Origin of the sequence: Aeromicrobium tamlense (assembly GCF_013408555.1) — a bacterium.
Lineage (GTDB): Bacteria > Actinomycetota > Actinomycetes > Propionibacteriales > Nocardioidaceae > Aeromicrobium > Aeromicrobium tamlense.
The window spans coordinates 1,865,212-1,887,406 of sequence record NZ_JACBZN010000001.1; the positions used below are offsets into that span (position 1 = coordinate 1,865,212).

The 22,195-nt window shown below is 72.7% G+C and carries 23 protein-coding genes; 4 read left to right on the forward strand and 19 right to left on the reverse strand.

The window, feature by feature from the left end; translation table 11 throughout:
* Positions 1-12: 12 nt before the first annotated feature.
* From rlmN to rpsB, 9 genes are all read right to left on the reverse strand, one after another.
* The gene (gene rlmN, locus BJ975_RS09220) at positions 13-1,158 is read right to left on the reverse strand and encodes a 23S rRNA (adenine(2503)-C(2))-methyltransferase RlmN (protein WP_179425139.1); all 1,146 of its coding nucleotides are present in this window, start codon (positions 1,156-1,158) and stop codon (positions 13-15) included.
* 53 nt (positions 1,159-1,211) lie between these two features.
* A complete protein-coding gene (locus BJ975_RS09225; RefSeq protein WP_179425141.1) occupies positions 1,212-2,204 on the reverse strand; it encodes a zinc-binding metallopeptidase family protein in 993 nt (330 codons plus the stop codon).
* Positions 2,205-2,261: 57 nt separating this feature from the next.
* Positions 2,262-3,137, reverse strand: a complete 876-nt coding sequence (locus BJ975_RS09230) for a transglutaminase family protein (RefSeq protein WP_179425143.1) — start codon at positions 3,135-3,137, stop codon at positions 2,262-2,264.
* Complete coding sequence (locus tag BJ975_RS09235; RefSeq protein WP_179425145.1) at positions 3,134-5,605, reverse strand: circularly permuted type 2 ATP-grasp protein; 2,472 nt, start codon at positions 5,603-5,605, stop codon at positions 3,134-3,136. Before BJ975_RS09235 ends, BJ975_RS09230 begins: the two co-directional genes overlap by 4 nt.
* Before the next feature lie 3 nt (positions 5,606-5,608).
* Positions 5,609-6,457 carry a phosphatidate cytidylyltransferase gene (locus BJ975_RS09240; RefSeq protein WP_179425147.1) on the reverse strand — a complete coding sequence of 283 codons (849 nt, stop codon included), beginning with the start codon at positions 6,455-6,457 and terminating at the stop codon, positions 5,609-5,611.
* Complete coding sequence (gene frr / locus BJ975_RS09245; RefSeq protein ID WP_218846639.1) at positions 6,447-6,968, reverse strand: ribosome recycling factor; 522 nt, start codon at positions 6,966-6,968, stop codon at positions 6,447-6,449. The genes BJ975_RS09240 and frr overlap by 11 nt, the downstream gene beginning before the upstream one ends.
* 72 nt (positions 6,969-7,040) lie before the next feature.
* Positions 7,041-7,745 (reverse strand): UMP kinase, encoded by a 705-nt coding sequence (gene pyrH, locus BJ975_RS09250; RefSeq protein ID WP_223303265.1) that lies wholly within the window; start codon positions 7,743-7,745, stop codon positions 7,041-7,043.
* A gap of 134 nt (positions 7,746-7,879) precedes the next feature.
* Positions 7,880-8,695, reverse strand: coding sequence for a translation elongation factor Ts (gene tsf / locus BJ975_RS09255; RefSeq protein WP_179425151.1), 816 nt, complete (start codon positions 8,693-8,695; stop codon positions 7,880-7,882).
* Positions 8,696-8,762: 67 nt separating this feature from the next.
* The gene (gene rpsB, locus BJ975_RS09260) at positions 8,763-9,671 is read right to left on the reverse strand and encodes a 30S ribosomal protein S2 (RefSeq protein WP_179425153.1); all 909 of its coding nucleotides are present in this window, start codon (positions 9,669-9,671) and stop codon (positions 8,763-8,765) included.
* Positions 9,672-9,985: 314 nt separating this feature from the next.
* Here rpsB and BJ975_RS16560 point away from each other — a divergent pair, with 314 nt between their 5' ends.
* Positions 9,986-10,861, forward strand: coding sequence for a peptidoglycan DD-metalloendopeptidase family protein (locus BJ975_RS16560; protein ID WP_218845812.1), 876 nt, complete (start codon positions 9,986-9,988; stop codon positions 10,859-10,861).
* A 1-nt stretch (position 10,862) separates the two neighbouring features.
* Here BJ975_RS16560 and BJ975_RS09275 read toward each other — a convergent pair whose 3' ends face one another.
* From BJ975_RS09275 to BJ975_RS09295, 5 genes are read right to left on the reverse strand one after another with little or no spacing between them, the layout of a single operon-like run.
* Positions 10,863-11,783: a tyrosine recombinase XerC gene (locus tag BJ975_RS09275; RefSeq protein WP_179425155.1), complete on the reverse strand. Its 921-nt coding sequence runs from the start codon at positions 11,781-11,783 to the stop codon at positions 10,863-10,865.
* A gap of 45 nt (positions 11,784-11,828) precedes the next feature.
* Complete coding sequence (locus BJ975_RS09280; RefSeq protein ID WP_325064607.1) at positions 11,829-12,836, reverse strand: sulfate/molybdate ABC transporter ATP-binding protein; 1,008 nt, start codon at positions 12,834-12,836, stop codon at positions 11,829-11,831.
* Between the two features lie 8 nt (positions 12,837-12,844).
* A complete protein-coding gene (locus BJ975_RS09285; protein WP_179425166.1) occupies positions 12,845-13,630 on the reverse strand; it encodes an ABC transporter permease in 786 nt (261 codons plus the stop codon).
* Complete coding sequence (gene modA, locus BJ975_RS09290) at positions 13,627-14,367, reverse strand: molybdate ABC transporter substrate-binding protein (protein WP_179425169.1); 741 nt, start codon at positions 14,365-14,367, stop codon at positions 13,627-13,629. Before modA ends, BJ975_RS09285 begins: the two co-directional genes overlap by 4 nt.
* Entirely contained in the window at positions 14,364-14,768 is a 405-nt protein-coding gene (locus tag BJ975_RS09295) for a TOBE domain-containing protein (protein WP_179425171.1), read from the reverse strand. Before BJ975_RS09295 ends, modA begins: the two co-directional genes overlap by 4 nt.
* A 46-nt stretch (positions 14,769-14,814) precedes the next feature.
* On the opposite strand from BJ975_RS09295, the gene BJ975_RS09300 reads away from it, so the two are divergent.
* From BJ975_RS09300 to BJ975_RS09310, 3 genes are read left to right on the forward strand one after another with little or no spacing between them, the layout of a single operon-like run.
* Complete coding sequence (locus BJ975_RS09300) at positions 14,815-16,038, forward strand: molybdopterin molybdotransferase MoeA (RefSeq protein ID WP_218845814.1); 1,224 nt, start codon at positions 14,815-14,817, stop codon at positions 16,036-16,038.
* The gene (gene moaC, locus BJ975_RS09305; RefSeq protein ID WP_179425175.1) at positions 16,035-16,523 is read left to right on the forward strand and encodes a cyclic pyranopterin monophosphate synthase MoaC; all 489 of its coding nucleotides are present in this window, start codon (positions 16,035-16,037) and stop codon (positions 16,521-16,523) included. Before BJ975_RS09300 ends, moaC begins: the two co-directional genes overlap by 4 nt.
* Positions 16,516-17,022 carry a MogA/MoaB family molybdenum cofactor biosynthesis protein gene (locus tag BJ975_RS09310; RefSeq protein WP_179425177.1) on the forward strand — a complete coding sequence of 169 codons (507 nt, stop codon included), beginning with the start codon at positions 16,516-16,518 and terminating at the stop codon, positions 17,020-17,022. The genes moaC and BJ975_RS09310 overlap by 8 nt, the downstream gene beginning before the upstream one ends.
* Positions 17,023-17,033: 11 nt before the next feature.
* Here the strand turns inward: BJ975_RS09310 and BJ975_RS09315 are convergent, their stop codons facing one another.
* The 5 genes from BJ975_RS09315 to BJ975_RS09335 form a co-directional block, all read right to left on the reverse strand.
* Positions 17,034-17,699 carry an SAM-dependent methyltransferase gene (locus BJ975_RS09315; protein WP_218845815.1) on the reverse strand — a complete coding sequence of 222 codons (666 nt, stop codon included), beginning with the start codon at positions 17,697-17,699 and terminating at the stop codon, positions 17,034-17,036.
* A 5-nt stretch (positions 17,700-17,704) separates the two neighbouring features.
* Positions 17,705-18,823, reverse strand: a complete 1,119-nt coding sequence (gene dprA / locus BJ975_RS09320; RefSeq protein WP_179425185.1) for a DNA-processing protein DprA — start codon at positions 18,821-18,823, stop codon at positions 17,705-17,707.
* Complete coding sequence (locus tag BJ975_RS09325) at positions 18,820-20,394, reverse strand: YifB family Mg chelatase-like AAA ATPase (RefSeq protein ID WP_179425187.1); 1,575 nt, start codon at positions 20,392-20,394, stop codon at positions 18,820-18,822. The genes dprA and BJ975_RS09325 overlap by 4 nt, the downstream gene beginning before the upstream one ends.
* Positions 20,394-20,756, reverse strand: coding sequence for a YraN family protein (locus tag BJ975_RS09330; protein WP_179425189.1), 363 nt, complete (start codon positions 20,754-20,756; stop codon positions 20,394-20,396). Before BJ975_RS09330 ends, BJ975_RS09325 begins: the two co-directional genes overlap by 1 nt.
* A 75-nt stretch (positions 20,757-20,831) precedes the next feature.
* A complete protein-coding gene (locus BJ975_RS09335) occupies positions 20,832-22,193 on the reverse strand; it encodes an MFS transporter (RefSeq protein ID WP_179425191.1) in 1,362 nt (453 codons plus the stop codon).
* Positions 22,194-22,195: the final 2 nt, after the last annotated feature.

Below are 22,195 nucleotides of genomic sequence, written 5' to 3' on the forward strand. Positions count from 1 at the left end.
CCAGGAAGGCGGTTACTCGGCGGCGGCGAGCTGGCCGCAGGCGCCGTCGATGTCGGAGCCGCGGGTGTCGCGGACCGTGGTGGGGATGCCCTTGGCCTCGAGGCGGCGGACGAACTCGCGCTCGTCCTCGCGGCGCGAGGCGGTCCACATCGAGCCGGGCGTCGGGTTCAACGGGATGAGGTTGACGTGCACCCAGCCCCAGTCGCCGTACGAGTTGAGCACATCGCCCAGCAGGTCGGCGCGCCATGCCTGGTCGTTGATGTCGCGCATCATCGCGTACTCGATCGAGACGCGGCGCTTCGTGGTCTTCGCGTAGTTCCACGCGGCCTCGACCGTCTCGGCGACGCTGGAGCGGTTGTTGATCGGCACCAGCTCGTTGCGCAGCTCGTCGTCGGGCGCGTGCAGGCTGAGCGCGAGGGTGACCGGGATGCCCTCCTCCGCGAGCTGGCGCATGCGCGGGACGAGGCCGACGGTGGAGACCGTGATGTTGCGGGCGCTCATGCCGAGGCCGTCGGGCGCGGGCGCCACCATGCGACGGACGGCACCGATGACGGCCTTGTAGTTGGCCATCGGCTCGCCCATGCCCATGAACACGACGTTCGAGAGGCGGCCCGGGCCGCCGGGGATCGCGCCGGACTCCATCTGGTGCGCGGCGTCGACGACCTGGTCGATGATCTCCGCGGTGCTCATGTTGCGCTGCAGGCCGCCCTGGCCGGTGGCGCAGAACGGGCACGCCATGCCACAGCCGGCCTGGCTGGAGACGCAGATAGTGGCGCGGTCGGGGTAGCGCATCAGCACCGACTCGACGAGCGCGTTGTCGAACAGGCGCCACAGCGTCTTGCGAGTGGTGCCCTTGTCGGCCTCGAGCACGCGGACCTGCGACAGCAGCTGCGGCAGCAGGGCGCCGACGATCGCGTCGCGCTCCTTCGCCGGGAGGTCGGTCATGTGCTCGGGATCGCGCTCGTGGCGGGCGAAGTAGTGGTGCGCCACCTGCTTGACCCGGAACGGCTTGAGGCCGAGCTCCTCGGCGGCGGCCTTGCGCTCGTCGCCCGAGAGGTCGGCGAGGTGCCGCGGGGGCTTGCCCCGTCCACGCGCCGGTGCCATCACGAGAGGCAACGGCTTGGGATTCACGTCCGCAACGTTCACCTCGTTCGCCATGTCCCCAGTGTCCCAGACGGCGCCCACCGGGAACGAATCCGCGCGAGGACGGCTCAGAGCGCGCGGAAGCGCGGCGACAGCGCGGCGACGAACTCGAGCTTGTCCAGCACGGGTCCGGCGATGACGAACGGGTAGAGCGGGTCCTTGCCCATCGAGCGGTTGATCTGGTTGAGGGCCACCGAGAGCGGGATCCAGACGCCCGTGACGAGGTCGCGGAACGAGCGGAACGCGCCCACGTCCACCGACGTCAGCCCGAACGACTGCGCCGTGTCGATCGTGTCGGCGATGTGCAGCACGTGCGCGAACGTCTCGGCGAAGTCCTCGAACGGGTGCATCGTGGCGTAGGCGCTGATGTAGCGATCGGTCCAGCCGGCCGGCGGGCCGTCGGCGTAGTGCCGGTCGAGGGCCTCCTGGTAGTCCGCGCGCTCGTCGCCGAAGAGATCGCGCGCGGCCTCGATGAGGTCGCCCTGAACCAGCTGGGACTCGTAGTAGTGGCCGGTCTCGTGCCGGAAGTGCCCCAGCAGCGTGCGGTAGGGCTCGTCGAGGTCACGGCGCAGCCGCTCGCGGTGCACGCTGTCGCCCTCGGCGAGGTCGATCGTGACGATGCCGTTCTGATGTCCCGTGGTCACCGGCTCGTTCGCGCTGGACAGCAGGTCGAAGGCGAGCCCGTTCTCGGGATCCTCCGCGCGCGTGACGATCGGAAGCTCCAGCGCGTCGAGCTCGACGATGAGCCGGCGCTTGGCCGACTCGGCCCCGGGGAACGCCCGCATGCCCTCGGGGTCATGGTCGTTCGGGCGGGTCCGCGTGAGCACACAGTTGAAGCACAGCGTGCCCTCGAAGCGTGTCAGCCACGTGCACGCGGCCAGCTCGCGGTTGGCGCAGCGCCACCACACGAGTCCTTCGGCATCGACGTAGCGGCCCTGCTCGTCGACGGGGACGATCGCCCGCTCCTCGCGGGAGAACCCGAGCTCGGCACCGCACGAGACGCACGCGGTGTTCTCGAAGTACAGGGGGTTGCCGCACCGACGACACTCGAACGCACGCACGGAACCACCCAACCCCGACAGCCGCGGGCGCGCCACTTCGAGCCCACAGGGCGTGGGTCACGCGAGCGGTGCCACGTCCACCTGGACGTCGAGCGAGGACGAGCGCGCGTCGGTGTAGATGATGCCCTTCACCGGCGGCACGTCCTTGTAGTCGCGACCCCGGGCCACCGTGACGTAGCGGTCGTCGGCCCAGTGGTCGTTGGTGGGATCCAGCGCGAGCCAGCTGCCGTCGGGCAGCCAGACGGCGGCCCAGGCGTGCGAGGCGTCGGCCCCGACGACCCGCTCGCGCCCCGGCGGCGGCGTGGTGGCCAGGTAGCCGCTCACGTAGGCGACGGCGAGCCCGTGCGAGCGCAGGCACGAGAGCGTGAGGTGGGCGAAGTCCTGGCAGACGCCGGCGCGCTGCTCGAAGACGTCGTCGATCCTGCTGGTGACGGTGGTGGCGGTCTTGTCGTAGCGGAAGTCGGCATGGATGCGGTGCATCAGCTCGGTGACGGCCTCGCCCACCGGGCGTCCGGCCGTGAGCGACTCGGCCGCGTACGCGCGGGCCTGCTCGGTCTGGTCGACGAGGGTCGACGGGAGCGCGAAGTCCACCGCGCGCCACGCGTCGGGCACGTCGGGCCGCTCCCCCGGACGCGCCAGCTCCCACGGCGTCGCGAGGGCGTCGGCGTCGTACGTGGGCACCTGCACCTCGACCTCGCTCGTGGCGTCGACGACGAGCGTGCGGTGCGGCTCGGTGACCTGGAAGTACGTCACCGCGTTGCCGTAGAAGTCGGTGTCTCGCGATGCGTCGCCCGGGGTCGGCTCGATCCGCACGTCGACGTCGTCCACCCGCTGCCACGACGTGGAGCGCGGGACGACGTGGGCGATGCCGTAGCTGTTCGAGACGTCCTCGTCGTACGTGTAGGTGGTGCGGTGCCAGACCCGGTACCTCATGCGCCACCTCCCGCCGACAGCGCCAACGCCCGCGGCGTGGGCGCGGCCGCGAAGTGCACCTCGGCTACCGCGTCGGACAGACGCATCAGCTGCTGCCCGGTGGCCTGCGCGAACCGCACGAAGTTCGGCCGGCTCTCACGCTCGATCGACATGAGCGCCGCGACGTCGAGACGCTCGAGCTCCTCGAGCAGGTCGTCCACGAGCCGCTCAGGACGGCTCGCGCCGCTGGAGCCCGGCAGGGTCGCGAGCGAGGCGTCGATGGCGCGCAGGTTGAAGGCGAGCGACCGGGGATTCGTCTCGTCGAGGAGCAGCAGGTCGAGCACCGAGGCGCCACGGACCACCCCGCGGTGACGCCGTCGGTGCGTGATCGCGCTCTCGGCCGCCTGCAGCACCGCCAGGTGCACGTCGCGATCGACGTCGATCCCGCGCCGCACCGACAGGGTGGGGCCGACGAGGTGGCACAGCTGGAGGCTGCGCTCGATGCCGCGCCCGATCTCCATGAGGTGCCAGCCCACGTCGCGCACCATGTTGCCCGTGACGCCGTGCAGGGCGAGCACGTCGGTGAGCATGCGGCCCGCGCTCTCGCCGATCTGCCAGCCGTGCGGGTTGGCCGCCAGCGCGCCGCGGGCGCGGTCCATCGCGCCGAACACGCGGAAGAGGTCGGGCGAGACCTGGTCGCGGATGCTCTGGGCGATCTCCTTGAGGCGTGCCACGGTCTGGGCCACGGAGCCGGGGCGCCGGGTGTCGAGCAGCAGCGACCGCAGGTCGCCCTCGAAGTCCTGCGCGTCGAACGGCGACGGGCTGAGCGAGCGCAGGACCTGCGCGACGACGGACAGGGTGCGGCCGCCACTGGAGTGCGCGCGCCCCTGGAAGTCCTCGGCGAGCTCGTGCGTGACGATCGCGAGCCGCAGCAGGTCCTCGACGCGCTCGGCGTAGCGGCCCAGCCAGAACAGGTCGTCGAGGACGCGCGGCACCGGCGTGACGGGAGCCCGCACGTGGGCGACCTGCAGCGAGTCGAGCAGTCCCTGGTCGGGCTCGTCCGGCGACTCCTTGAGCACCCAGACGTCCTTGCTGACGCCGACCTCGTCGGACTCGGTGCCCACGGGTGCCGCCGTGGCGAGACCGCCGATCATCGGGCGGTAGCTGGAGCCGTGCCGCAGCGTGAACGCGCGCAGGGTGAGCGCGTGCGGCTGCAGGCGGCCGCGGTCGAGCGTGGGCGAGACCGACACGGCCGCGCGCTCCTGGCCCACGTAGCGGTACGGCTCGGCGAGGAGCGCGGTGACGAGCTGCTCGCGCGTCAGCGCCTCGGGCACGAAGGGCGGATCGATCCGGCGGACCACGAGCTCGTCGAGCCGGTCGAGCACCTGGTCGCGTCCCTCGGGGGTGCCGGCCCAGACCGTGGGCACGTTGGAGAGCCGCAGCGGCTCGTCCAGCAGGCGCTCGCACATCGCGGACATGAACGGCAGCAGGGCCGCGTTCTCCAGCACACCGGAGCCGAGCCCGTTGACGACCGTCACGGTTCCGCGCCGAACCGCCTCCGTGAGGCCCGTGACACCCAGCTGCGACTCGCCGCGCAGCTCGAGCGGGTCGCTCCACTCGGCGTCCACACGACGCAGGATCACGTCGACCTGCTCCAGCCGGCCGAGGACGCGCATCCAGATCGCGCCGTCGCGCGCGACGAGGTCGCTGCCCTCCACGAGCGGGAAGCCGAGCGTGGTGGCGAGGAACGCCTGGTCGTAGGCCGTCTCGGACGTGGGACCGGGCGAGAGCACCACGACCCGCGGGTGCTCTCGCCCGTCGGGCGCCACCTGCGTCAGCGCCACGCGCAGCGCCTGGAAGAAGGGGGCGAGCCGGTGCAGGCCGGCCTCGCGGTAGGCGACGGGCAGCACGCGCGACAGGACACGGCGGTTCTCCATCGCGAAGCCGATCCCGGACGGCGCCTGCGTGCGGTCGGCGATGACCTGCCACTCCCCCGACGGCGTGCGCCCGAGGTCGGTGCCCGTGACGACGAGCTGGCGGCGGTGGTCGGCGCTGGCCCGCGCCACCACGCGCAGGAAGCCGCTGTGACCGAACACGATGCTCGCGGGCAGCGTGCCGCTCGAGAGCAGCTCCTGCGGGCCGTAGAGGTCGCGCGAGATCGCGTTCAGCAGCTCGGCGCGCTGTGCCAGGCCCTTCTCCAGGACCGACCACTCCTCGGGCGCGATGACGAGCGGCACGGGGTCGAGTCGCCACGCCTGCTGGTCGGCGCCCGGGGGCGTGTAGACCACGCCCTCGTCGGCGAGCAGCCGCGCGATCTCGTCGCCCACCCGGTTGAGCTCGGGCAGGGTCAGGTCGACGGCCTCGGCGGCGAGCCGCTTCCACGACGTGCGCAGCGTGCCGTCGGGGCTGGCCACCTCGTCGTAGAGGGCGGCCGTCTGACCCAGCGCCGGCTGGATCACCGAGGCGGCGTAGTCACGCAGGACGGTCATGGGTCAGACCAGCAGGTACATCACCAGGTACGCGACGGGCGCGACGGCGATGAGCGAGTCGAGCCGGTCCATCAGTCCACCGTGGCCGGGCAGCAGGTCGCCCATGTCCTTGATGCCGAGGTCGCGCTTGATGAGCGACTCGCACAGGTCGCCGAGAGTGGCGAAGCAGACTCCGGCGACGCCGAGCAGCAGGCCGGCCCACCACGGGCCCTCGAGCGCGTAGACGACCACGAGGATGCCGCACGCGATGCCTGCGAGCAGCGAGCCGGCGAAGCCCTCCCAGGACTTCTTCGGCGAGATCGTCGGCGCCATCGGGTGCTTGCCGAACAGGACGCCCGCGGCGTAGCCGCCGATGTCGGAGGCGATCGTCACCAGGATGAACGCCACGACGCGCCACGGGCCGTCGTCGGCGGCGAGCATGCGCATGACGAACGTGCCCATGAGGAACAGGTAGGACAGCAGGAAGACGCCCGCCGTCGCGTCGCGGACGAAGCCGTCGCTGCCCGAGCGCAGCCGCCAGGCCATCGTCGCGATGACGGTGAGCGCCATGACCGCCGCGGCGGTGTCCATGTCGTCGTAGAACGCCACCACGAGCATGGCGACGCCGCCCACGAGCACCGGCGGCAGCGGCACCCGGATGCCGGCCGTGCCGAGCGCACGGGCGATCTCGAGCGCCGCCACGACGAGCGCGACAGCGGCGACGACGCCGAACAGATCCTTGACCCAGAACAGGGACAGCAGGACCAGGGCGACCAGGCTGACGCCGACCGTGATGGCCGCGCGCAGGTCGCGGCCGGCCCTCCCGGTCTTCTTGGCGGCGGCCGAGTCGGGAGTCGGGCCCTCAGACGTCAAGGAGCTCTGCCTCTTTGGCCTTCAGCGCGTCGTCGATCTCGTCGACGTGCTTCTTCGTCAGACCGTCGAGACGCTTCTCCGCCCCGGTGTTGTCGTCCTTGCTGATCTCGGAGTCCTTCTCGGCCTTGTCGAGCGCCTGCTTGGCGCTGCGACGCACGCCGCGCACGGCGATGCGGCCGTCCTCGGCCTTGGAGCGCGCGAGCTTGATGTACTCCTTGCGGCGCTCCTCGGTGAGCTCGGGCAGCGTCACGCGCAGCACCTTGCCGTCGTCGGACGGGTTGACGCCGAGGTCGGAGTCGCGGATGGCCTTCTCGATGGCCGACTTCGCGCCGAGGTCGTAGGGGGCGATGATGACGGTGCGCGCCTCGGGCACCTGGAAGCCCGCCAGCTGCTGCAGCGGTGTGGGCGTGCCGTAGTAGTCGGCGGTGATCTGGGCGAACATCGCCGGGTGGGCGCGTCCGGTCCGGATGGCCTCGAACTCGTCGCGAGTGTGCTCGACCGCCTTCTTCATCCGGGTCTCGGCATCGCGCAGTGTCTCGTCGATCACGTCATGCTCCGTTGCATCGTCGGGGGTGTCCACGCCTCAGGCGTGGACGAGTGTTCCGATCATCTCACCACGCAGGGCGCGGGCGACCGCGCCCTCGTCGTTCATGTTGAACACCATCATGGGCAGTTCGTTCTCCATGCACAGCGCGAACGCGGCCGCGTCGACGACCTGGAGGTTGCGCTGGAGGGCTTCGTTGAAGGTCAGGCTGTCGAAGCGCTGGGCCTCGGGGTTGCGGCGCGGGTCGGAGTCGTAGACCCCGTCGACGCCGTTCTTGCTCATCAGCACGACGTCGGCCTTGATCTCCAGCGCGCGCTGGGCCGAGACCGTGTCCGTGGAGAAGTACGGCATGCCGGCGCCGGCGCCGAAGATCACGACGCGGCCCTTCTCCATGTGGCGGATGGCGCGGCGCGGGATGTAGGGCTCGGCCACCTGGGCCATCGCGATGGCGGACTGCACGCGCGTCTCGACGCCCTGCTTCTCGATGAAGTCCTGCAGCGCGAGCGCGTTCATGACGGTGCCCAGCATGCCGATGTAGTCGGCGCGGGCACGCTCCATGCCCCGCTGGCTGAGCTCGGCCCCGCGGAAGAAGTTGCCGCCACCGACGACGATCGCGACCTGCACGCCGTCACGGACGGCGGCGGCGACCTGGGCGGCCGCGTCGTTGACGACGTCGGGGTCGATGCCGATCGCACCTCCTCCGAAGACCTCACCGGAGAGCTTGAGGAGTACGCGGCGAGCCATGGGTACGAGATTATCCGATGACCGGCCCCGGAGCGCAGCCGACATGGGCATCGGGCGAGGGCTGTGACGCGCGCCGCAGACGCACGAGGGCCCCGCGGATCGCTCCGCGGGGCCCTCGACGATCGTGGTGCGACTCAGGCGCCGACCTCGATGTGGCTGAAGCCCTTGACGGTGATGCCGGCCTCGTCGGCGACGGCCTTCACGGTCTTCTTGTTGTCGGTGACGCTGGACTGCTCCAGGAGGACGTTCTCCTTGAAGAAGCCGTTGACGCGACCCTCGACGATCTTGGGCAGGGCCTGCTCGGGCTTGCCCTCCTCCTTGGCCGTGGCCTCGGCGATCTCGCGCTCCTTGGCGACGAGGTCGGCGGGGACGTCCTCGCGGGTCAGCCAGCGCGGGCGCATGGCCGCGATCTGCATCGCGACACCGCGGGCGGCGTCGACGTTGTCGCCCTCGTACTCGACGAGCACGCCGACGGCCGGCGGCAGGTCGCTGGCGCGACGGTGCATGTAGGTGGCGACCTGACCCGAGAGGGCGCTGACGCGACCGAGCTCGAGCTTCTCGCCGATGACGGCGGCGAGGGCGCTGATCGTCTCGGCGACGGTCTTGCCGTCGTCGAGGGTGACCTGCGCGAACTCCTCGGCGTTCGCCGGCTTGGCGGCGTCGGCCGCGGTGGCCAGGCGCTCGGCCAGCGCGATGAACTGGTCGTTCTTCGCGACGAAGTCGGTCTCGGAGTTGAGCTCGACCAGGGCCGAGCCGGCGTTGGCGACGAGGCCCGAGGAGGCCTCGCGCTCGGCACCGCGCTTGGCGGCCTTGGCCGCGCCCGAGATCCGCAGGACCTCGACGGCCTTGTCGAAGTCGCCGTCAGCCTCGGTGAGGGCCTTCTTGGCGTCCATCATGCCCGCGCCCGTGGCGTCGCGGAGCTTCTTCACATCGGCAGCAGTGATTGCCATGTTCAACCTCGGTTCTGGTGGTGCCGGCCCGACGGATCGCGTCGGGCCGGCAGATGGTCGGAGTGACTCAGGACTCGGCGGGAGCCTCGGCCGCGTCGGCGGCGGGCGCCTCGGCGGTCTCGGCGGCCGGCGCGTCGGCGGCGGGGGCCTCGGCGGCGGGCGCCTCAGCAGCAGCGGCCTCGGCGGGCTGCTCGGCCTTCGAGGCGAGCAGCTCCTTCTCCCAGTCGGCCATGGGCTCCTCGGCACCGAGCTCCTGGCCCGGGGCCTCCTCGCCCGTCTTGGCGCCACCGCGCGACATGAGGCCGTCGGCGACCGCGTCGGCGATGACGCGGGTCAGCAGGCCCACCGAGCGGATGGCGTCGTCGTTGCCCGGGATCGGGTAGTCGACGTCGTCCGGGTCGCAGTTGGTGTCCAGGATCGCGACGATCGGGATGTTGAGCTTCTTGGCCTCGTCGACCGCGAGGTGCTCCTTCTTGGTGTCGACGATCCACACGGCATTGGGCACGCGGCCCATGTCGCGGATGCCGCCGAGGGTGCGGTTGAGCTTGGTGTACTCGCGACGCATCTGAAGGAGTTCCTTCTTCGTGCGGTTCGAGCCCGCCACGTCGTCGAAGTCGATCTCCTCGAGCTCCTTCATGCGCTGGAGGCGCGCGGACATCGTGGAGTAGTTGGTGAGCATGCCGCCGAGCCAACGCTGGTTGACGTAGGGCATGCCGACGCGCTTGGCCTGCTCCTCGACGGGCTCCTGCGCCTGGCGCTTCGTGCCGACGAACAGGATCGTGCCGCCGCGGGCGACGGTGCTCTTGACGAACTCGTACGCGGAGTCGATGTACGACAGCGACTGCTGGAGGTCGATGATGTAGATGCCGTTGCGCTCGGTCATGATGAATCGCTTCATCTTGGGGTTCCAGCGACGGGTCTGGTGCCCGAAGTGAACGCCGCTCTCGAGCAGCTGACGCATGGTGACGACGGCCATGGCCGTACTTCCTTTCAAACCAAGTTGTCGCATCGCCGGTCGGCGACGCCCTGGTGTCCGACGCGGGCCACCCATCGACGGATGGGACCTGGATCGCGCCCCGTTCGGTTGCTCACGTCACGGGAGAGGACACGCGAATTTCCGTCCGGTGGACGGATCGAACCAAGTCTAGTCCACGGCCCCTCTCCCGAGGAAATCGGTGCCACGGTGGGCCGAAGCGGCGATCTCCACAGGGTCGTGCGGCCCGGGTTGCGCGGTCCACAGGGTCCACGCCGGCGGTTCCGCCCAGGCTCCCGGATCGGTTGGCTCGGGGCATGCGCCGTGCCCTCCTCCTCGTCCCGCTCCTGCTCACCCTCGTGCTCGCGTCGCCCGCCGTGGCCGCCCCGTGGACGTGGCCGCTGGGCGACCACACGATCGAGCGGCCCTTCGACCCACCGTCGTCCGAGTACGGGGCCGGGCACCGCGGTGTCGACATCCCCGGACGCGTCGGTCAGACGGTCCGGGCCGTCGCCGTGGGTCGGGTGGCGTTCGCGGGACGCGTCGCCGGGATCTGGACGATCACGATCGAGCACGGCGGGGAGCGCTCCACCTACCAGCCCGTCGCGCCGTCCGTGCGCGTCGGCGACGCGGTCACCGCGGGCCAGCCCATCGGGCGGCTCCTCGGCGACCACCCGTCGTGCCGTCGCACGTGCCTGAACCTGGGGCGGCTGCGCGGCGACGAGTACCTCGACCCGGCCGACCTCCTCGCCACCGCCGGCGCCTACCGTCTCATCGACCCCGACGGCGAGGTCCCCGAGCCGCCGGACGTCGGCATGGGCGACCTGCCGATCGACGGTCCCGTGACGTCCGCGTTCGGGATGCGGGTGCACCCCGTCACGGGCGTGCGGAAGCTGCACGACGGGGTGGACGTCGGGGCGCCGTGCGGGACCCCCGTCCCCGCGGTGGCGGCGGGCGAGGTCGGCCACGCCGGGTTCCGCGGCGGGTACGGCCTGCAGGTGCAGGTCGAGCACGCCGGGGGCGTCGCGACCTCCTACTCCCACCTCGGGTCGGTCACGGTGCGCCCGGGCCAGCGCGTCGGCGCCGGCACCGTCGTGGGGCGCGTCGGCTCGACCGGGTACTCGACGGGCTGCCACCTGCACTTCATGAGACTCGTCGACGGGCGGCCCGTCGATCCGCTCGCCGCCCGGTGAGTCAGGCTCGCGGGTGCGCCTGGGCGAACGCGGCGCGCAACCGGTCGGCGCTGACGTGCGTGTAGATCTGCGTCGTCCCGAGGGACGCGTGCCCGAGCAGCTCCTGCACGGAGCGCAGGTCCGCCCCACCCTCGAGGAGGTGCGTGGCGGCCGTGTGCCGCAGCCCGTGCGGACCGACGTCCGGCGCGTCGGGAACGGCGGCCACGCGGTCGTGCACGATGCGGCGCACCACGCGCGCGTCGACTCGGCCGCCGCGAGCCCCGAGGAAGAGGGCGGGTCCGCTGCCGGGCACCGCGAGCGCGGGCCGCCCTCGTTCCAGCCACGCGGCGACGGCGTCCTGCGCGGGAACGCCGTACGGCACCATCCGCTCCTTCGAGCCCTTGCCCATGACGCGCAGGACGCGTCGTGACGTGTCCAGGTCGTCGACGTCCGCGCCGACCAGCTCGCCCACGCGGATGCCCGTCGCCCACAGCAGCTCGATCACCGCGAGGTCCCGCAGGCCCACCGGGCTGTCGTCGTCGATCGACTCGACGATCGCGTCCACCACGCCGCGCATGTCGGCCTGGCTGAGCGCGGGCGGCAGCGACCGGTGCGCCTTGGGCGCCGCGAGCAGGGCCCCGGCGTCCGTCGCGGCACGGCCGGTGCGCTCCATCCACGCGGTGAACACCCGCGCCGCGGTCGAGCGTCGGGCCATCGTCGTGCGCGCCTTGCCACGCGTCTGCAGGTTCGCGAGCCAGCTGCGCAGGGTCCGGATCGTCATGCCTGACGGGTCGTCCACCCGCATCAGCGTCGCGTGCTCGGCGAGGCTCGCGAGGTCGGTCAGGTAGGCCCGCACCGTGTGGTCGGACAGGTCGCGCTCCTGCACGAGGTGACGCTCGTAGTCGGCCAGCGTGCGCGCCCAGGCCTCGGAGAAGTCACTCACTCCCCCACTCTCGCACCGGCGTCGCGCGATCGTCGGGAGGCGCGGTCAGGCGGGGTGGAGGTGGACCTCGGTGGCCTTGATGCTCAGCCAGACCTCGCGGCCCGGCTCGAGCTCGAGCTCGGCCACGGCCGCGGTGGTGACATCGGCGAGCCATCCCGAGATCTCGACGCGGCACGTCGTGCCCCGGACCTCGACGCCGAGGACCGTGCCGGTCAGCACGTTCCGCGGGCTGCCGCTCGGATGCTCGCGGTGCACGGCCACCGCCGACGGAGAGAAGGTGGCCGTGGCGCCCGCGCCGGCGAGAAGGCCACCCGTGGGCGTGCCGGTGAGCTCGCGGCCGTCCGCCGTCCTCATCCGGTCGGCCGCGAGGGCGACCCCGTCCACGAGGTTCACCCCGGCCAGGGCCGCGCCGAACGCGCTGCGCGGATGGGCCAGCACGTCGCGGACCGGCCCCTCGTGCACCACACGGCCGCGCTCCACGATGACCGCTCGATCCGCGAGCGCCAGCGCGTCCAGCGGATCGTGGGTCACCAGCACGGCCGTGCTCCCTTCCAGGACCTGGCGCAGCAGACGACGGATCTCGGGGACCGCCTCCACGTCGAGGGCCGCGAGGGGCTCGTCCAGCAGCACGACGTCCGGGCGCACGGCCAGGGCGCGGGCGATGGCGACGCGCTGGGCCTGGCCCCCGGACAGCTCGCGAGGGCGTCGGTCGCCCAGCTCCCGCGCGCCGACCAGCCCGAGCCAGTGCTCGACGTCCTCGGGGTCGCCGCGCAGCCCGAAGGCGACGTTCTGCCGGACCGTCAGGTGGGGGAACAGCCGTGGCTGCTGACCGAGCAGCGCCACGGAGCGCAGGTGCGGACGCACCCACGTGCCGTCCCCCGCGAGCACGCGGTCGCCCACGACGACCTCCGCCTCCGCCGGCCTCAGCAGACCCGCGATGGTGGCGAGCAGGGTGGACTTGCCCGCGCCGTTCGGCCCCATGACGGCGAGGGTCTCCCCCGACGCCACCGCGACCTCCAGGTCGACGTCGCGCACCGGATCTCGCAAGCGCACGCCGAGGCTCACCACGGCGACCGCCCCGGCCGGTGGACGACGGCGATCACGACCACCGCGACGGCGACGAGCAGGAACGCGAGCGCGGTCGCGGCGTCGGGATCGACCTCGCGCTGCAGGTAGATCTCGGTCGGCAGGGCGCGCGTGACGCCCTGCAGGCTGCCTGCGAAGGTGACCGTGGCGCCGAACTCGCCGAGGGCCCGCGCGAACGAGAGCACGACGCCGGCGACGAGACCGGGCGCCACGAGAGGCAGGGTCACCCGGCGCAGCACCCGTCCGGGCGAGGCACCGAGCGTCGCGGCCACGTCGGCGAATCCGGGATCCGCCGCCCGGAGCGCGCCCTCGAGCGTGATCACGAGGAAGGGCAGCGACACGAACGTCTGGGCCAGCACGACCGCCAGCGTGCTGAAGGCGATCTCGATCCCGAGCGCCTCGAGGTGCTCCCCGAGCCACCCGCGCCGCCCGAAGGTCGCCAGCAGGGCGATGCCCCCGACGACCGGCGGGAGGACGAGCGGCACCAGGACCACGGCGCGCACGGCGGCCGCCCAGCGTCCCGAGCTGCGCGCGAGCAGCAGCGCGAGCGGCACCCCGAGCAGCACGCACAGCACCGTGCTGGCGGCCGCGGTCCGCAGGCTGAGCGCCAGCGCCGCGCGCGAGGACTCCGTCGTCACGAGGGACAGGAAGTCGGCCCACTCGACCCGCAGCACGAGGCCGACGAGCGGCAGCCCGAGCAGCGCCACGGCGATCGCGGCAGGGATCGCGGTCCAGCGCGGGACGTCGGTGCGGGTCGTCACGGTGCCCCGAAGCCCGCCTCGGACAGGATGCGCCGACCCTCCGGGCCGGAGGCGAAGGCGACGAACTCGGCCGCCAGGTCGTCGCCCGGATCGAGCGCCGCGGCCGGGTAGCGGTTGACGACCTCGTCGGCTCCGGGCACGTCGACGCCACGCACGGAGGAGCCCGCGGCGACCACGTCCGTGCGGTAGACGATCCCGGCATCGGCCTCGCCGCTGGTGACCTTGCCCAGCACGTCGGTGACCGACTGCTCCTCGCTGACGGCCGAGATCCTCAGGCCGTTCTTCGCGAGCAGCACCCGGGTGGCCGCGCCACACGGCACCTGGGGCGCGCAGACGACGACCTTGGTGCCTGGATCGGTGAGATCGTCCGCGGACGCGACGCTCCCGTCGGGGCTCGCGGCGATCTGGAGCGTGTTGGTCGCGACGATCTCGGGCGCCAGCGCGTCCTCGGAGGCCCCCGTGACCCGTGCCATCGTGCGCTCGTCGGCCGCCGCGAAGACGTCGGACGGCGCACCCTCGAGGATCTGCGCGGCGAGGTCGGACGAGCCGCCGAAGGACAGCCGGACCTCGACGCCGTCGTGCTCGCCCTCGAACCGGTCGGCGATCTCGGTGAAGGTCTGGTTGAGGGAGGCGGCCGCGAACACGGTGAACGTGCGCTCCTGAACGGCGTCCGTGCTCGACGTGCACGCGGACCCCGTCGCCGCGATCGCGACCAGCACGGCCCCGAGCCGCCTCATCGACCCTCACCCGGCGTCTCGAGGGCGACGTTCGTCGCCTTCACGACGGCCACTGCCACGACTCCCGGCTCGAGACCGAGCTCGCGGACGGACTCCGTGCTGATGAGCGAGACGACCCGGTGCGGGCCGCACTGCAGCTCGACCTGGGACATCACCCGGTCGCTCACCACCTCCGTCACGATGCCGACGAAGCGGTTGCGGGCGGAGCGGGAGACCGACGTCGGATCGGCGACCGATCGACCCTCGCTCCTGACGTACTCGGCCAGCCCACGGCCGTCCACGACGGTCCGGCCGGCGTCGTCCTTCGCCGCGGCCAGACGGCCCGCGGCGATCAGACGTCGTACGGTGTCGGTGCTGACTCCCAAGAAGTCAGCGGCATCAGAGACGCGCACCTGAGACATGACTGCCACGATAGCGGCTCAGATGCGTCATCGGACCGGAGGAACCATGGGCAGATCCGTCGACGAGCACGTCCGGGAGGTGGCGACCCTCGTCCGCGCGGCCGCTCAGCGTCGAGCCACGGACCCGCCCGAGACGGTCGCGGTCTCTGCCGCCCTCGCCGGGCGGCTCGCCACCCCGGTGCGATCACGGCTCGACGTTCCGGGCTTCGACAACAGCCAGATGGACGGATTCGCCGTCCACGCCGAGGACCTCGCCCGTGCCGGCGTCACCCCGGTCACCCTGCCCACGGTCGCCCACGTCGTGGCCGGCGACGCCGTTCCGCCCCGCCTCGATCCCGGCACCGCGGCGCCGATCATGACGGGCGCTCCCCTCCCGCCCGGCGCCGACGCGGTCGTGCCCGTCGAGCGCACCCGCCCCGGCGACTTCGGTCCGGTCGAGGGCGGTGGCCTGGTCGAGTTCGGCGAGGCGGTCGAGCCCGGCACCTTCCTGCGGCGAGCCGGGTCGGACGTCGAGGCCGGCGCGACCGTGCTCGAAGCCGGCGCGCCACTGACGCCCGCCGCGATCGGGGCGCTCGTCGTGTCAGGTGTCGCGGAGGTCGAGGTCGCGCCGCTGCTGCGCCTCGCCGTGGTCGCCACCGGGGCCGAGCTCGTCACGGGCGCCGTCCCCGACTCGAACTCCTCCGTCCTGGCCGCCCACGCCGTGAGCCTCGGCCTCCCGGTCACGACGCACGTCGTCCCCGACGACCCCGCGCTGCTGCGTGAGCTGCTCGACCGCCTCGCGGTGGAGCACGACGTCATCGTCACGACCGGTGGCGTCAGCGCCGGAACGCGCGAGGTCGTGCGGCAGGTGGTGGAGGGCACGCCCGGCTCGTGGTTCGGCCACGTCGCCGTCCAGCCCGGCGGACCACAGGGCCTCGGCACGGTCCGCAGTGGCGACCACGACGTGCCGATCATCTGCCTGCCGGGGAACCCGGTCAGCGTCCTGGTGTCGTTCGAGCTGTTCCTGCGCCCGGCGCTGGCCCAGGCGGCGGGCCGGGTCGCCTGGCGCCCGTCGGGCACGTCCGCCCTCGCCGAGCCGCTGACGTCGCCGCCCGGCCGACTGCAGGTACGCCGGGGACGGCTCGGCGACGACGGTCGCGTGAGCCTCGTCGGCGAGGCGGGGTCGCACCTCGCGGTCTCCTACGCGCGGGCCGACGTGCTGGTGCTGGTCCCCGAGCACACCACCGAGCTCGACGCCGGCGATACCGTGGAGTGGTGGAGGATCGCATGAGCACGAGCGGGTCCGGGGACGAGCTGTCGCACTACCGCGAGGACGGCAGCGCGCACATGGTCGACGTGTCGGGCAAGGCCACGACGCGGCGCGAGGCCACGGCCTCGGGCGTGCTGCGCACCCGGCCCGACGTCGTCGAGCGGATCATGAGCGGTGACCTGCCGAAGGGCGAGGCCCTCGCCACCGCGCGGATCGCCGGCATCCTGGCCGCGAAGCAGACCCCGCACCTCGTGCCGATGTGCCACCCGCTCCCCCTGTCGGCGATCACGCTCGACTTCCGCGCCCTCGAGTCGGGTGTGCGGGTCGAGGCGACCGTCGCCACGACGGCACCCACCGGCGTCGAGATGGAGGCGCTCACGGCCGTCAGCGTGGCGGCGCTGACGCTGTTCGACATGGTGAAGGCCGTCGACCACACCGCCGTGATCGACCAGGTGCGCGTCGAGGCCAAGACTGGCGGCACCCACGACTGGACCCGCGATGAGTGACACCCGGCCCCGCCTGCTCGGCGTGGTCGTCTCGTCCACGCGTGCCGCCGACGGCCGGCGCGAGGACCTCACCGGCCCCCGGATCGCCGAGTGGGGCCGGGCCCACGGCTTCGAGGTCTCGGGTCCGCACGTCGTCCCCGACGGTCCCGAGGTCGGTGACGTCCTGCGCCGCCTCGTGGACCAGGGCTGCGCCCTCGTGCTCACCACGGGCGGCACCGGGTTCACCGACGACGACCACACGCCCGAGGTGACCGCCGCGCTCGTCGACCGGCCCGCGCCGGGCATCGCCGAGGCGATCCGCGCCCGCGGGCTGCGCACGACCCCGCACGCGGCGCTGTCGCGCGGCACGGCCGGGATCAGCGGGCACACCCTCCTGGTGAACCTCGCCGGATCGACCGGGGCGGTGCGCGAAGGGCTCGAGGTGCTGTCCGAGATCGTCGACCATGCCCTCGAGCAGCTCGGGCACGGGCGACCCCACGACCCGCCCCTGCACACCTGAGGTCGAGCGCGTCAGGCGCTGCGTCGGAGCAGCAGCACGCCGTCGCGCAGCACGACCTCCTCGCCGCTGGGGGCGAACGCCGTGCGCTCCCGGACGTCGGCGACGACCGTGGTCCACTCGTCGGGCGGCAGGTCGAGCACCTTCAGGTCGTCCTCGGGCGTCGGGAAGTGCATCCGCGCGTGGTGGTCATGGTCGCCGTCGTGAGCCCACGGCGGCGCCTCGGCGTGCGCGACCACGAGCAGGTGGCCGCCGACCGCGACCCGGTCGGCCCCGGTCCGCAGGATCCGGCCGCGGTCGAGCGCCACGGCCGACTGCAGGAACGAGGCCGTGACGAGGTCGAACTCTCGGGTGCAGGACCAGGTTTCGAGGTCGGCAGCCACCCAGGTGACCCGCTCGCTCAGGCCGGCCCGTTCGGCCGCCCTTTCGGCTCGCGAGAGCGCCGTGGGCGAGATGTCGATGCCGGTGACCTCCCAGCCCCGCTCGGCGAGCCAGAGGGCGTCGCCGCCCTCCCCCGCGCCGAGGTCGAGCGCCGTGCCCGCGGGCAGGTCGGCCGCCACGTGGGCCAGGGCCGCGTTGACGTGACCGGACCAGACGCCCTCGCTCGACCCGTACTTCTCCTCCCAGTGGGCGAAGACCTCGTCGGCTCGGGCGGGATCCATCGCGTGGGAGTCGTTCACGCCGTTCAACCTACCCCTCCCTCACGGTTCGTCACCCTCGTCTCGCGTCGCCATCCGCGCTCGTCCCGTGCCACCACGTCGTGGTGCTCGAGCTCGCGCAGGGCCCGCAGGACCGGGACGGTGCCGAGGCGCAGCGCCCGAGCCAGCTGCTCGACGGGCTGGGGCTCGGCACCGAGCCGGAGCCACACCCTGCGCGCTCCCGGACCGATCGCGGGCAGATCGGCGTCGACGATCCCGAAGGTGTCCGCGAGGACGTCGTGCCCCGACGTCACGAGCAGCGCCTTGCCGTCGCGCACCGCGAGATGGGTGCCGCACGAGGCCTGCGACGTGATCGGTCCGGGGACGACCATCGTCGTCCGGCCGAGGAGGTCGGCCCAGTGCAGGGTGTTGAGCGAGCCGCTGCGTCGTGCGGCCTCGACGACCACCACGCCCACGCTGAGCGCCGCGATGATCCGGTTCCGCACGAGGAAGCGGTGGCGCTGCGGCTCGGCGCCGGGTGGGAACTCGCTGATGACGAGCCCCTCCTCGGCGATGCGGCGCAGGAGGGCCGCGTGCGTGCGCGGGTACTCGACGTCCACGCCGCACGCCATCACGGCCACCGTCGGCCCGCCGCCGAGCAGCGCCCCGCGGTGGGCGCAGGCGTCGATGCCGAACGCGGCTCCGCTCACGACGGCGTGCCCCTGGTCGGCGCAGTCGGCCGCGATGTCGCTGGCGACCTCCGCGCCGTAGGTGGTGGAGCCGCGAGCCCCCACCACCGCCACCGGAGCCGCGGCGATCGAGGTCAGGTCTCCCCCGCCGCGCACCCACAGCCCCAGTGGGGCACCGGTGACCTGCCCGATGCCGTCGACCTGGTCGAGGTCGTCGAGCGCGACCGGCCACGCGGGCGAGCCCGGGACCACCCAGCGGGCGCCGACCTCGTCGGCGCGCCGCAGCACCCCGTCCACGCGACTGGCGGCGTCCGCAGCGCCGGCGTGCCAGCGATCGGGGATCTCCGGGGCGCCACGGACGACCGCATGCCACAGCTCGACCGGGTCGCAGCGCTCCCGCCAGGCGACGAGCCGCGGGTCACCCGGTTCCGCCACGAGCGACAGCATCAGTCGGGTGCGGGACTGGCTCCTCGTCATGCCGCCTCCAGCAGTCCGAGGAGCTCGCCGCCGATGGCACTCCCGCGCCGCAGGTCGAGCGCCGCCTGGACGTCCTCGATCGTCGGCTGAGAGTGCTCGCACAGGTCGGCGATGCTCCAGGCGAGCCGCAGGACCCGATCGGCCGACCGGGGCGTCACCTTGTGCCCCCGCACCTGCTGCTCGAGCAGGCGTGTCGCGTCGGTCGCGGCGGGCCAGGCCTTGCGCAGCTCGACGCCGGGGACCGCCGCGTTGACGCGCCATGGCGTGCCGGCGAGTCGCGTCCGCTGCCGGAGGCGGGCCTCGGCGACCCGGCCGGCGAGCTCGGCGGTCGTGGGGCGGGTCACCAGGCCCGAGACGAGGTCGCGCCGCGTGGGCTCGACGAGCGTGCGGTGGATGTCGATGCGGTCCCGGATCGGCCCGGACAGGCGGTCGGCGTACCGGCGTCGCGTCGCGGCCGGGCACTCGCACCGCTGCATGACCGAGCCGGCATGGCCGCACGGGCACGGGTTGGTGGCGAGCACGAGCTGGAATCGTGCCGGGAAGACCGCCGTCTGCGCCGCACGCGACACCACCACCTGACCGCTCTCGAGCGGCTGCCGCAGCGCCTCGAGGACGTTGCTGGCGAACTCGGGCGCCTCGTCCAGGAAGAGGACCCCGTGGTGGGCCAGCGACATGGCGCCCGGCCGGACGACCCGGCTGCCGCCACCGACCACGGCCGCCGCGCTCGCCGTGTGGTGCGGCTCGAGGAATGGCGGTCGCACCAGCATGGGCAGGTCCGACGGCAGGACGCCTGCGAGCGAGTGGAGCGCGCTGACCTCGAGGGAGTCGTTCGGGTCGAGGTCGGGCAGCAGCGCCGGGAGCCGCTGCGCGAGCATCGTCTTGCCGACCCCGGGCGGCCCGGTGAGCAGCAGGTGATGACCACCGCTGGCGGCGATCACCGTGGCCAGGCAGGCGTCGTCCTGCCCGACGACGTCGGTGAGGTCGAGCTCGCCGGTCGGCGCGACGCCGCTCCAGCCGTCGCCGGCCTCGCTCAGGGGTGGGACGGGCGGATCCTCGGGCTCCTCGTCGCCGCGCAGCATCGCCACGACCTGTCGCAGGGAGCGCACGCCGACGACCGTGATCGAGGGGACGAGTCGTGCCTCGTTGACGTTCGACTCCGGGACGACCACCTTCTCGAAACCGGCGTCGGCGGCCGCGAGCGTGGCCGGAAGGACACCACGGACGGGCCGCAGCCGCCCGTCGAGTGCGAGCTCGCCGAGGAAGACCGTTCCGGCGAGCGTCTCGGGCGGGACGACGGCCTTCGCGGCGAACACCCCGAGCCCCATCGCGAGGTCGTAGTGCGGTCCACTCTTGGGCAGGCTGGACGGAGCGAGGTTGATCGTCACCCTGGTGTCGGGCCATGAGGTGCCGGAGTTCACCACGGCGGAGCGCACGCGGTTGCGCGCCTCGCTCACGGTGGCGTCGGCCAAGCCCACGACGACCGTGGCCGACAGGCCGGACGCGATGTCGACCTCCACCTCGACTGGACGGCCGGCGAGTCCGTCGAGGGCGATCGAGTGGACGGCCGCCATCACGCCACCCCAGCGATCCGCTCGACGCGTGGTCCGCCGCTGCGCGGCACCCACACCGTGACCACGTCGATGCGGACGCCGTCGGGGCTGACCTCGTGCACGTCGAGCCAGCGCGAGAGGGACCGCCGCAGCATCGTGATCTTGCGGTCGGAGACCGACTCGAGCGGCGTGCCGTGACTGGCCGTGGTGCGCGTCTTGACCTCGCACACCACGAGCGTGTCGCCGTCGCGCGCCACGATGTCGATCTCGCCGTGCTGGCATGTCCAGTTCCGGGCGAGGATCACCATGCCCAGGCGGCGCAGGTGGTCGGCGGCGACGCGCTCGCCGTAGGCGCCGAGCGCCTGGTTCCGTGCGTAGGTCATGCGCCGAGCCTCCCGGTCCGGCACGCCCCGGAGAAGGCCCCGCGCGGGGCCTGTGGACGAGCCCGGCGGGGTCCGTCAGGCCTGTGGACGGGCGTCGGCCGCGTCGGCCGCCGCCTCCTCCCGGTAGCGCTCGGAGAGCAGCCGGTACGAGCGCGTGCCGAACGCGGCGAGCGCGAGCGCCACCATGGTCAGCCCCGCGAAGAAGAAGATCAGCGCGATCCCGCGCGCGTCACCCGTGCCGACGAGCCACTCCCACTGGCGGGCGCCCTCCTCGGACTCCAGCAGCGGGATGATCCAGAACTCGGCGAGCGGCGCGACCAGGAAGGCCGTGACGGGAGCCGCAGCCGACTCGAAGGCCTGCGCGAAGCCGAACACCCGGCCCTGACTCGTGAAGGGCACCACGCGCTGGATCACGGTCTGCTCGGCCGCCTCGACCGCCGGCACGATCAGCAGGAACAGCCAGATGCCGGCGATGCACAGCCAGGGCCACTCGCGCAGCGTGAACGTGGCGTTGAGCACGCCCATCGCGACCAGCACCCACAGCATCGTGCGCAACGGGTTCGAGCCGAGTCCCCAGCGCGCGATCACGAGCCCGCCCGCGATGAAGCCCGTCGAGGCGAAGCCGAAGACCAGGCCCCACTCCTCCACCGAGAACAGGGTCAGACCGTACGGGTCCATGAGCGCCATGAAGACGCCCGAGACGAGGTTGTTGAACGTCGTGAGGACGATCAGCGCGAACAGGCCCGGGACCAGCGCGATCGCCGCGAGCGCGCCCCGGACGTCGACCTTCGGCGTCGGCTCGCCGGAGGTCGACGGGTGCGCCTCGGCGATCCGCACGAAGGCCAGGTGCACGACCGTGGCCACCGTGAGGACGTTCGCGATCACCAGCGTCCAGCCCATGCCGAGCTGGCCGATCGCCAGACCGCTGAAGACGCTCGTGACGATGAAGGCGATCCCCTGCACCGTGCCGACCAGGCCGTTCGCCCGATCGCGCCGGTCGGCGGGGATCAGCAGGGTCACCAGGGTGGAGAGCGCGATGTTGCGCATGCTCTCCACGACCGAGCCGAAGAGCACGATGCCGGAGAACAGCCAGAACCAGGGACCGGTCATGTCGACGATCGCCTCGGGACCGACCCAGGCGTAGAGCACGCCCGCCGCGAGGAAGGCCGCCATCGTGACCAGGCTCGAGCCCACCAGGACGTCGCGCTTGCGGTGGCGGTCGACGAGCGTGCCGAAGAGCATCGCGAACAGGGCGAGCATCAGCATGTAGGCGCCGCCGACGACACCGGTGGCGAGCACCGAGCGCGTCTCGAGGTAGACCCAGAACGTCAGCGCGAACCACAGGAAGCTCGTCGTCACGTTGGCGACCAGCGTGTTCGTCAGGACGTGGGCGAAGGTCCGCGCCCCGTCGGGAGGCGCGGTGGGATCGGTCGTCATGG

What these genes read in the sequence shown, in the direction of transcription:
- rlmN (WP_179425139.1), bottom strand. Translation starts at nt 1,158, where the DNA reads ATGGCGAACGAGGTGAACGTTGCGGACGTGAATCCCAAGCCGTTGCCT.
- BJ975_RS09330 (WP_179425189.1), bottom strand. Translation starts at nt 20,756, where the DNA reads ATGACCTACGCACGGAACCAGGCGCTCGGCGCCTACGGCGAGCGCGTC.
- BJ975_RS09295 (WP_179425171.1), bottom strand. Translation starts at nt 14,768, where the DNA reads ATGTCTCAGGTGCGCGTCTCTGATGCCGCTGACTTCTTGGGAGTCAGC.
- tsf (WP_179425151.1), bottom strand. Translation starts at nt 8,695, where the DNA reads ATGGCAATCACTGCTGCCGATGTGAAGAAGCTCCGCGACGCCACGGGC.
- BJ975_RS09300 (WP_218845814.1), top strand. Translation starts at nt 14,815, where the DNA reads ATGGGCAGATCCGTCGACGAGCACGTCCGGGAGGTGGCGACCCTCGTC.
- moaC (WP_179425175.1), top strand. Translation starts at nt 16,035, where the DNA reads ATGAGCACGAGCGGGTCCGGGGACGAGCTGTCGCACTACCGCGAGGAC.
- BJ975_RS09310 (WP_179425177.1), top strand. Translation starts at nt 16,516, where the DNA reads ATGAGTGACACCCGGCCCCGCCTGCTCGGCGTGGTCGTCTCGTCCACG.
- BJ975_RS09325 (WP_179425187.1), bottom strand. Translation starts at nt 20,394, where the DNA reads ATGGCGGCCGTCCACTCGATCGCCCTCGACGGACTCGCCGGCCGTCCA.
- pyrH (WP_223303265.1), bottom strand. Translation starts at nt 7,745, where the DNA reads ATGGCTCGCCGCGTACTCCTCAAGCTCTCCGGTGAGGTCTTCGGAGGA.
- frr (WP_218846639.1), bottom strand. Translation starts at nt 6,968, where the DNA reads ATGAAGAAGGCGGTCGAGCACACTCGCGACGAGTTCGAGGCCATCCGG.
- rpsB (WP_179425153.1), bottom strand. Translation starts at nt 9,671, where the DNA reads ATGGCCGTCGTCACCATGCGTCAGCTGCTCGAGAGCGGCGTTCACTTC.
- BJ975_RS09235 (WP_179425145.1), bottom strand. Translation starts at nt 5,605, where the DNA reads ATGACCGTCCTGCGTGACTACGCCGCCTCGGTGATCCAGCCGGCGCTG.
- dprA (WP_179425185.1), bottom strand. Translation starts at nt 18,823, where the DNA reads ATGACGAGGAGCCAGTCCCGCACCCGACTGATGCTGTCGCTCGTGGCG.
- modA (WP_179425169.1), bottom strand. Translation starts at nt 14,367, where the DNA reads ATGAGGCGGCTCGGGGCCGTGCTGGTCGCGATCGCGGCGACGGGGTCC.
- BJ975_RS09335 (WP_179425191.1), bottom strand. Translation starts at nt 22,193, where the DNA reads ATGACGACCGATCCCACCGCGCCTCCCGACGGGGCGCGGACCTTCGCC.
- BJ975_RS09230 (WP_179425143.1), bottom strand. Translation starts at nt 3,137, where the DNA reads ATGAGGTACCGGGTCTGGCACCGCACCACCTACACGTACGACGAGGAC.
- BJ975_RS16560 (WP_218845812.1), top strand. Translation starts at nt 9,986, where the DNA reads ATGCGCCGTGCCCTCCTCCTCGTCCCGCTCCTGCTCACCCTCGTGCTC.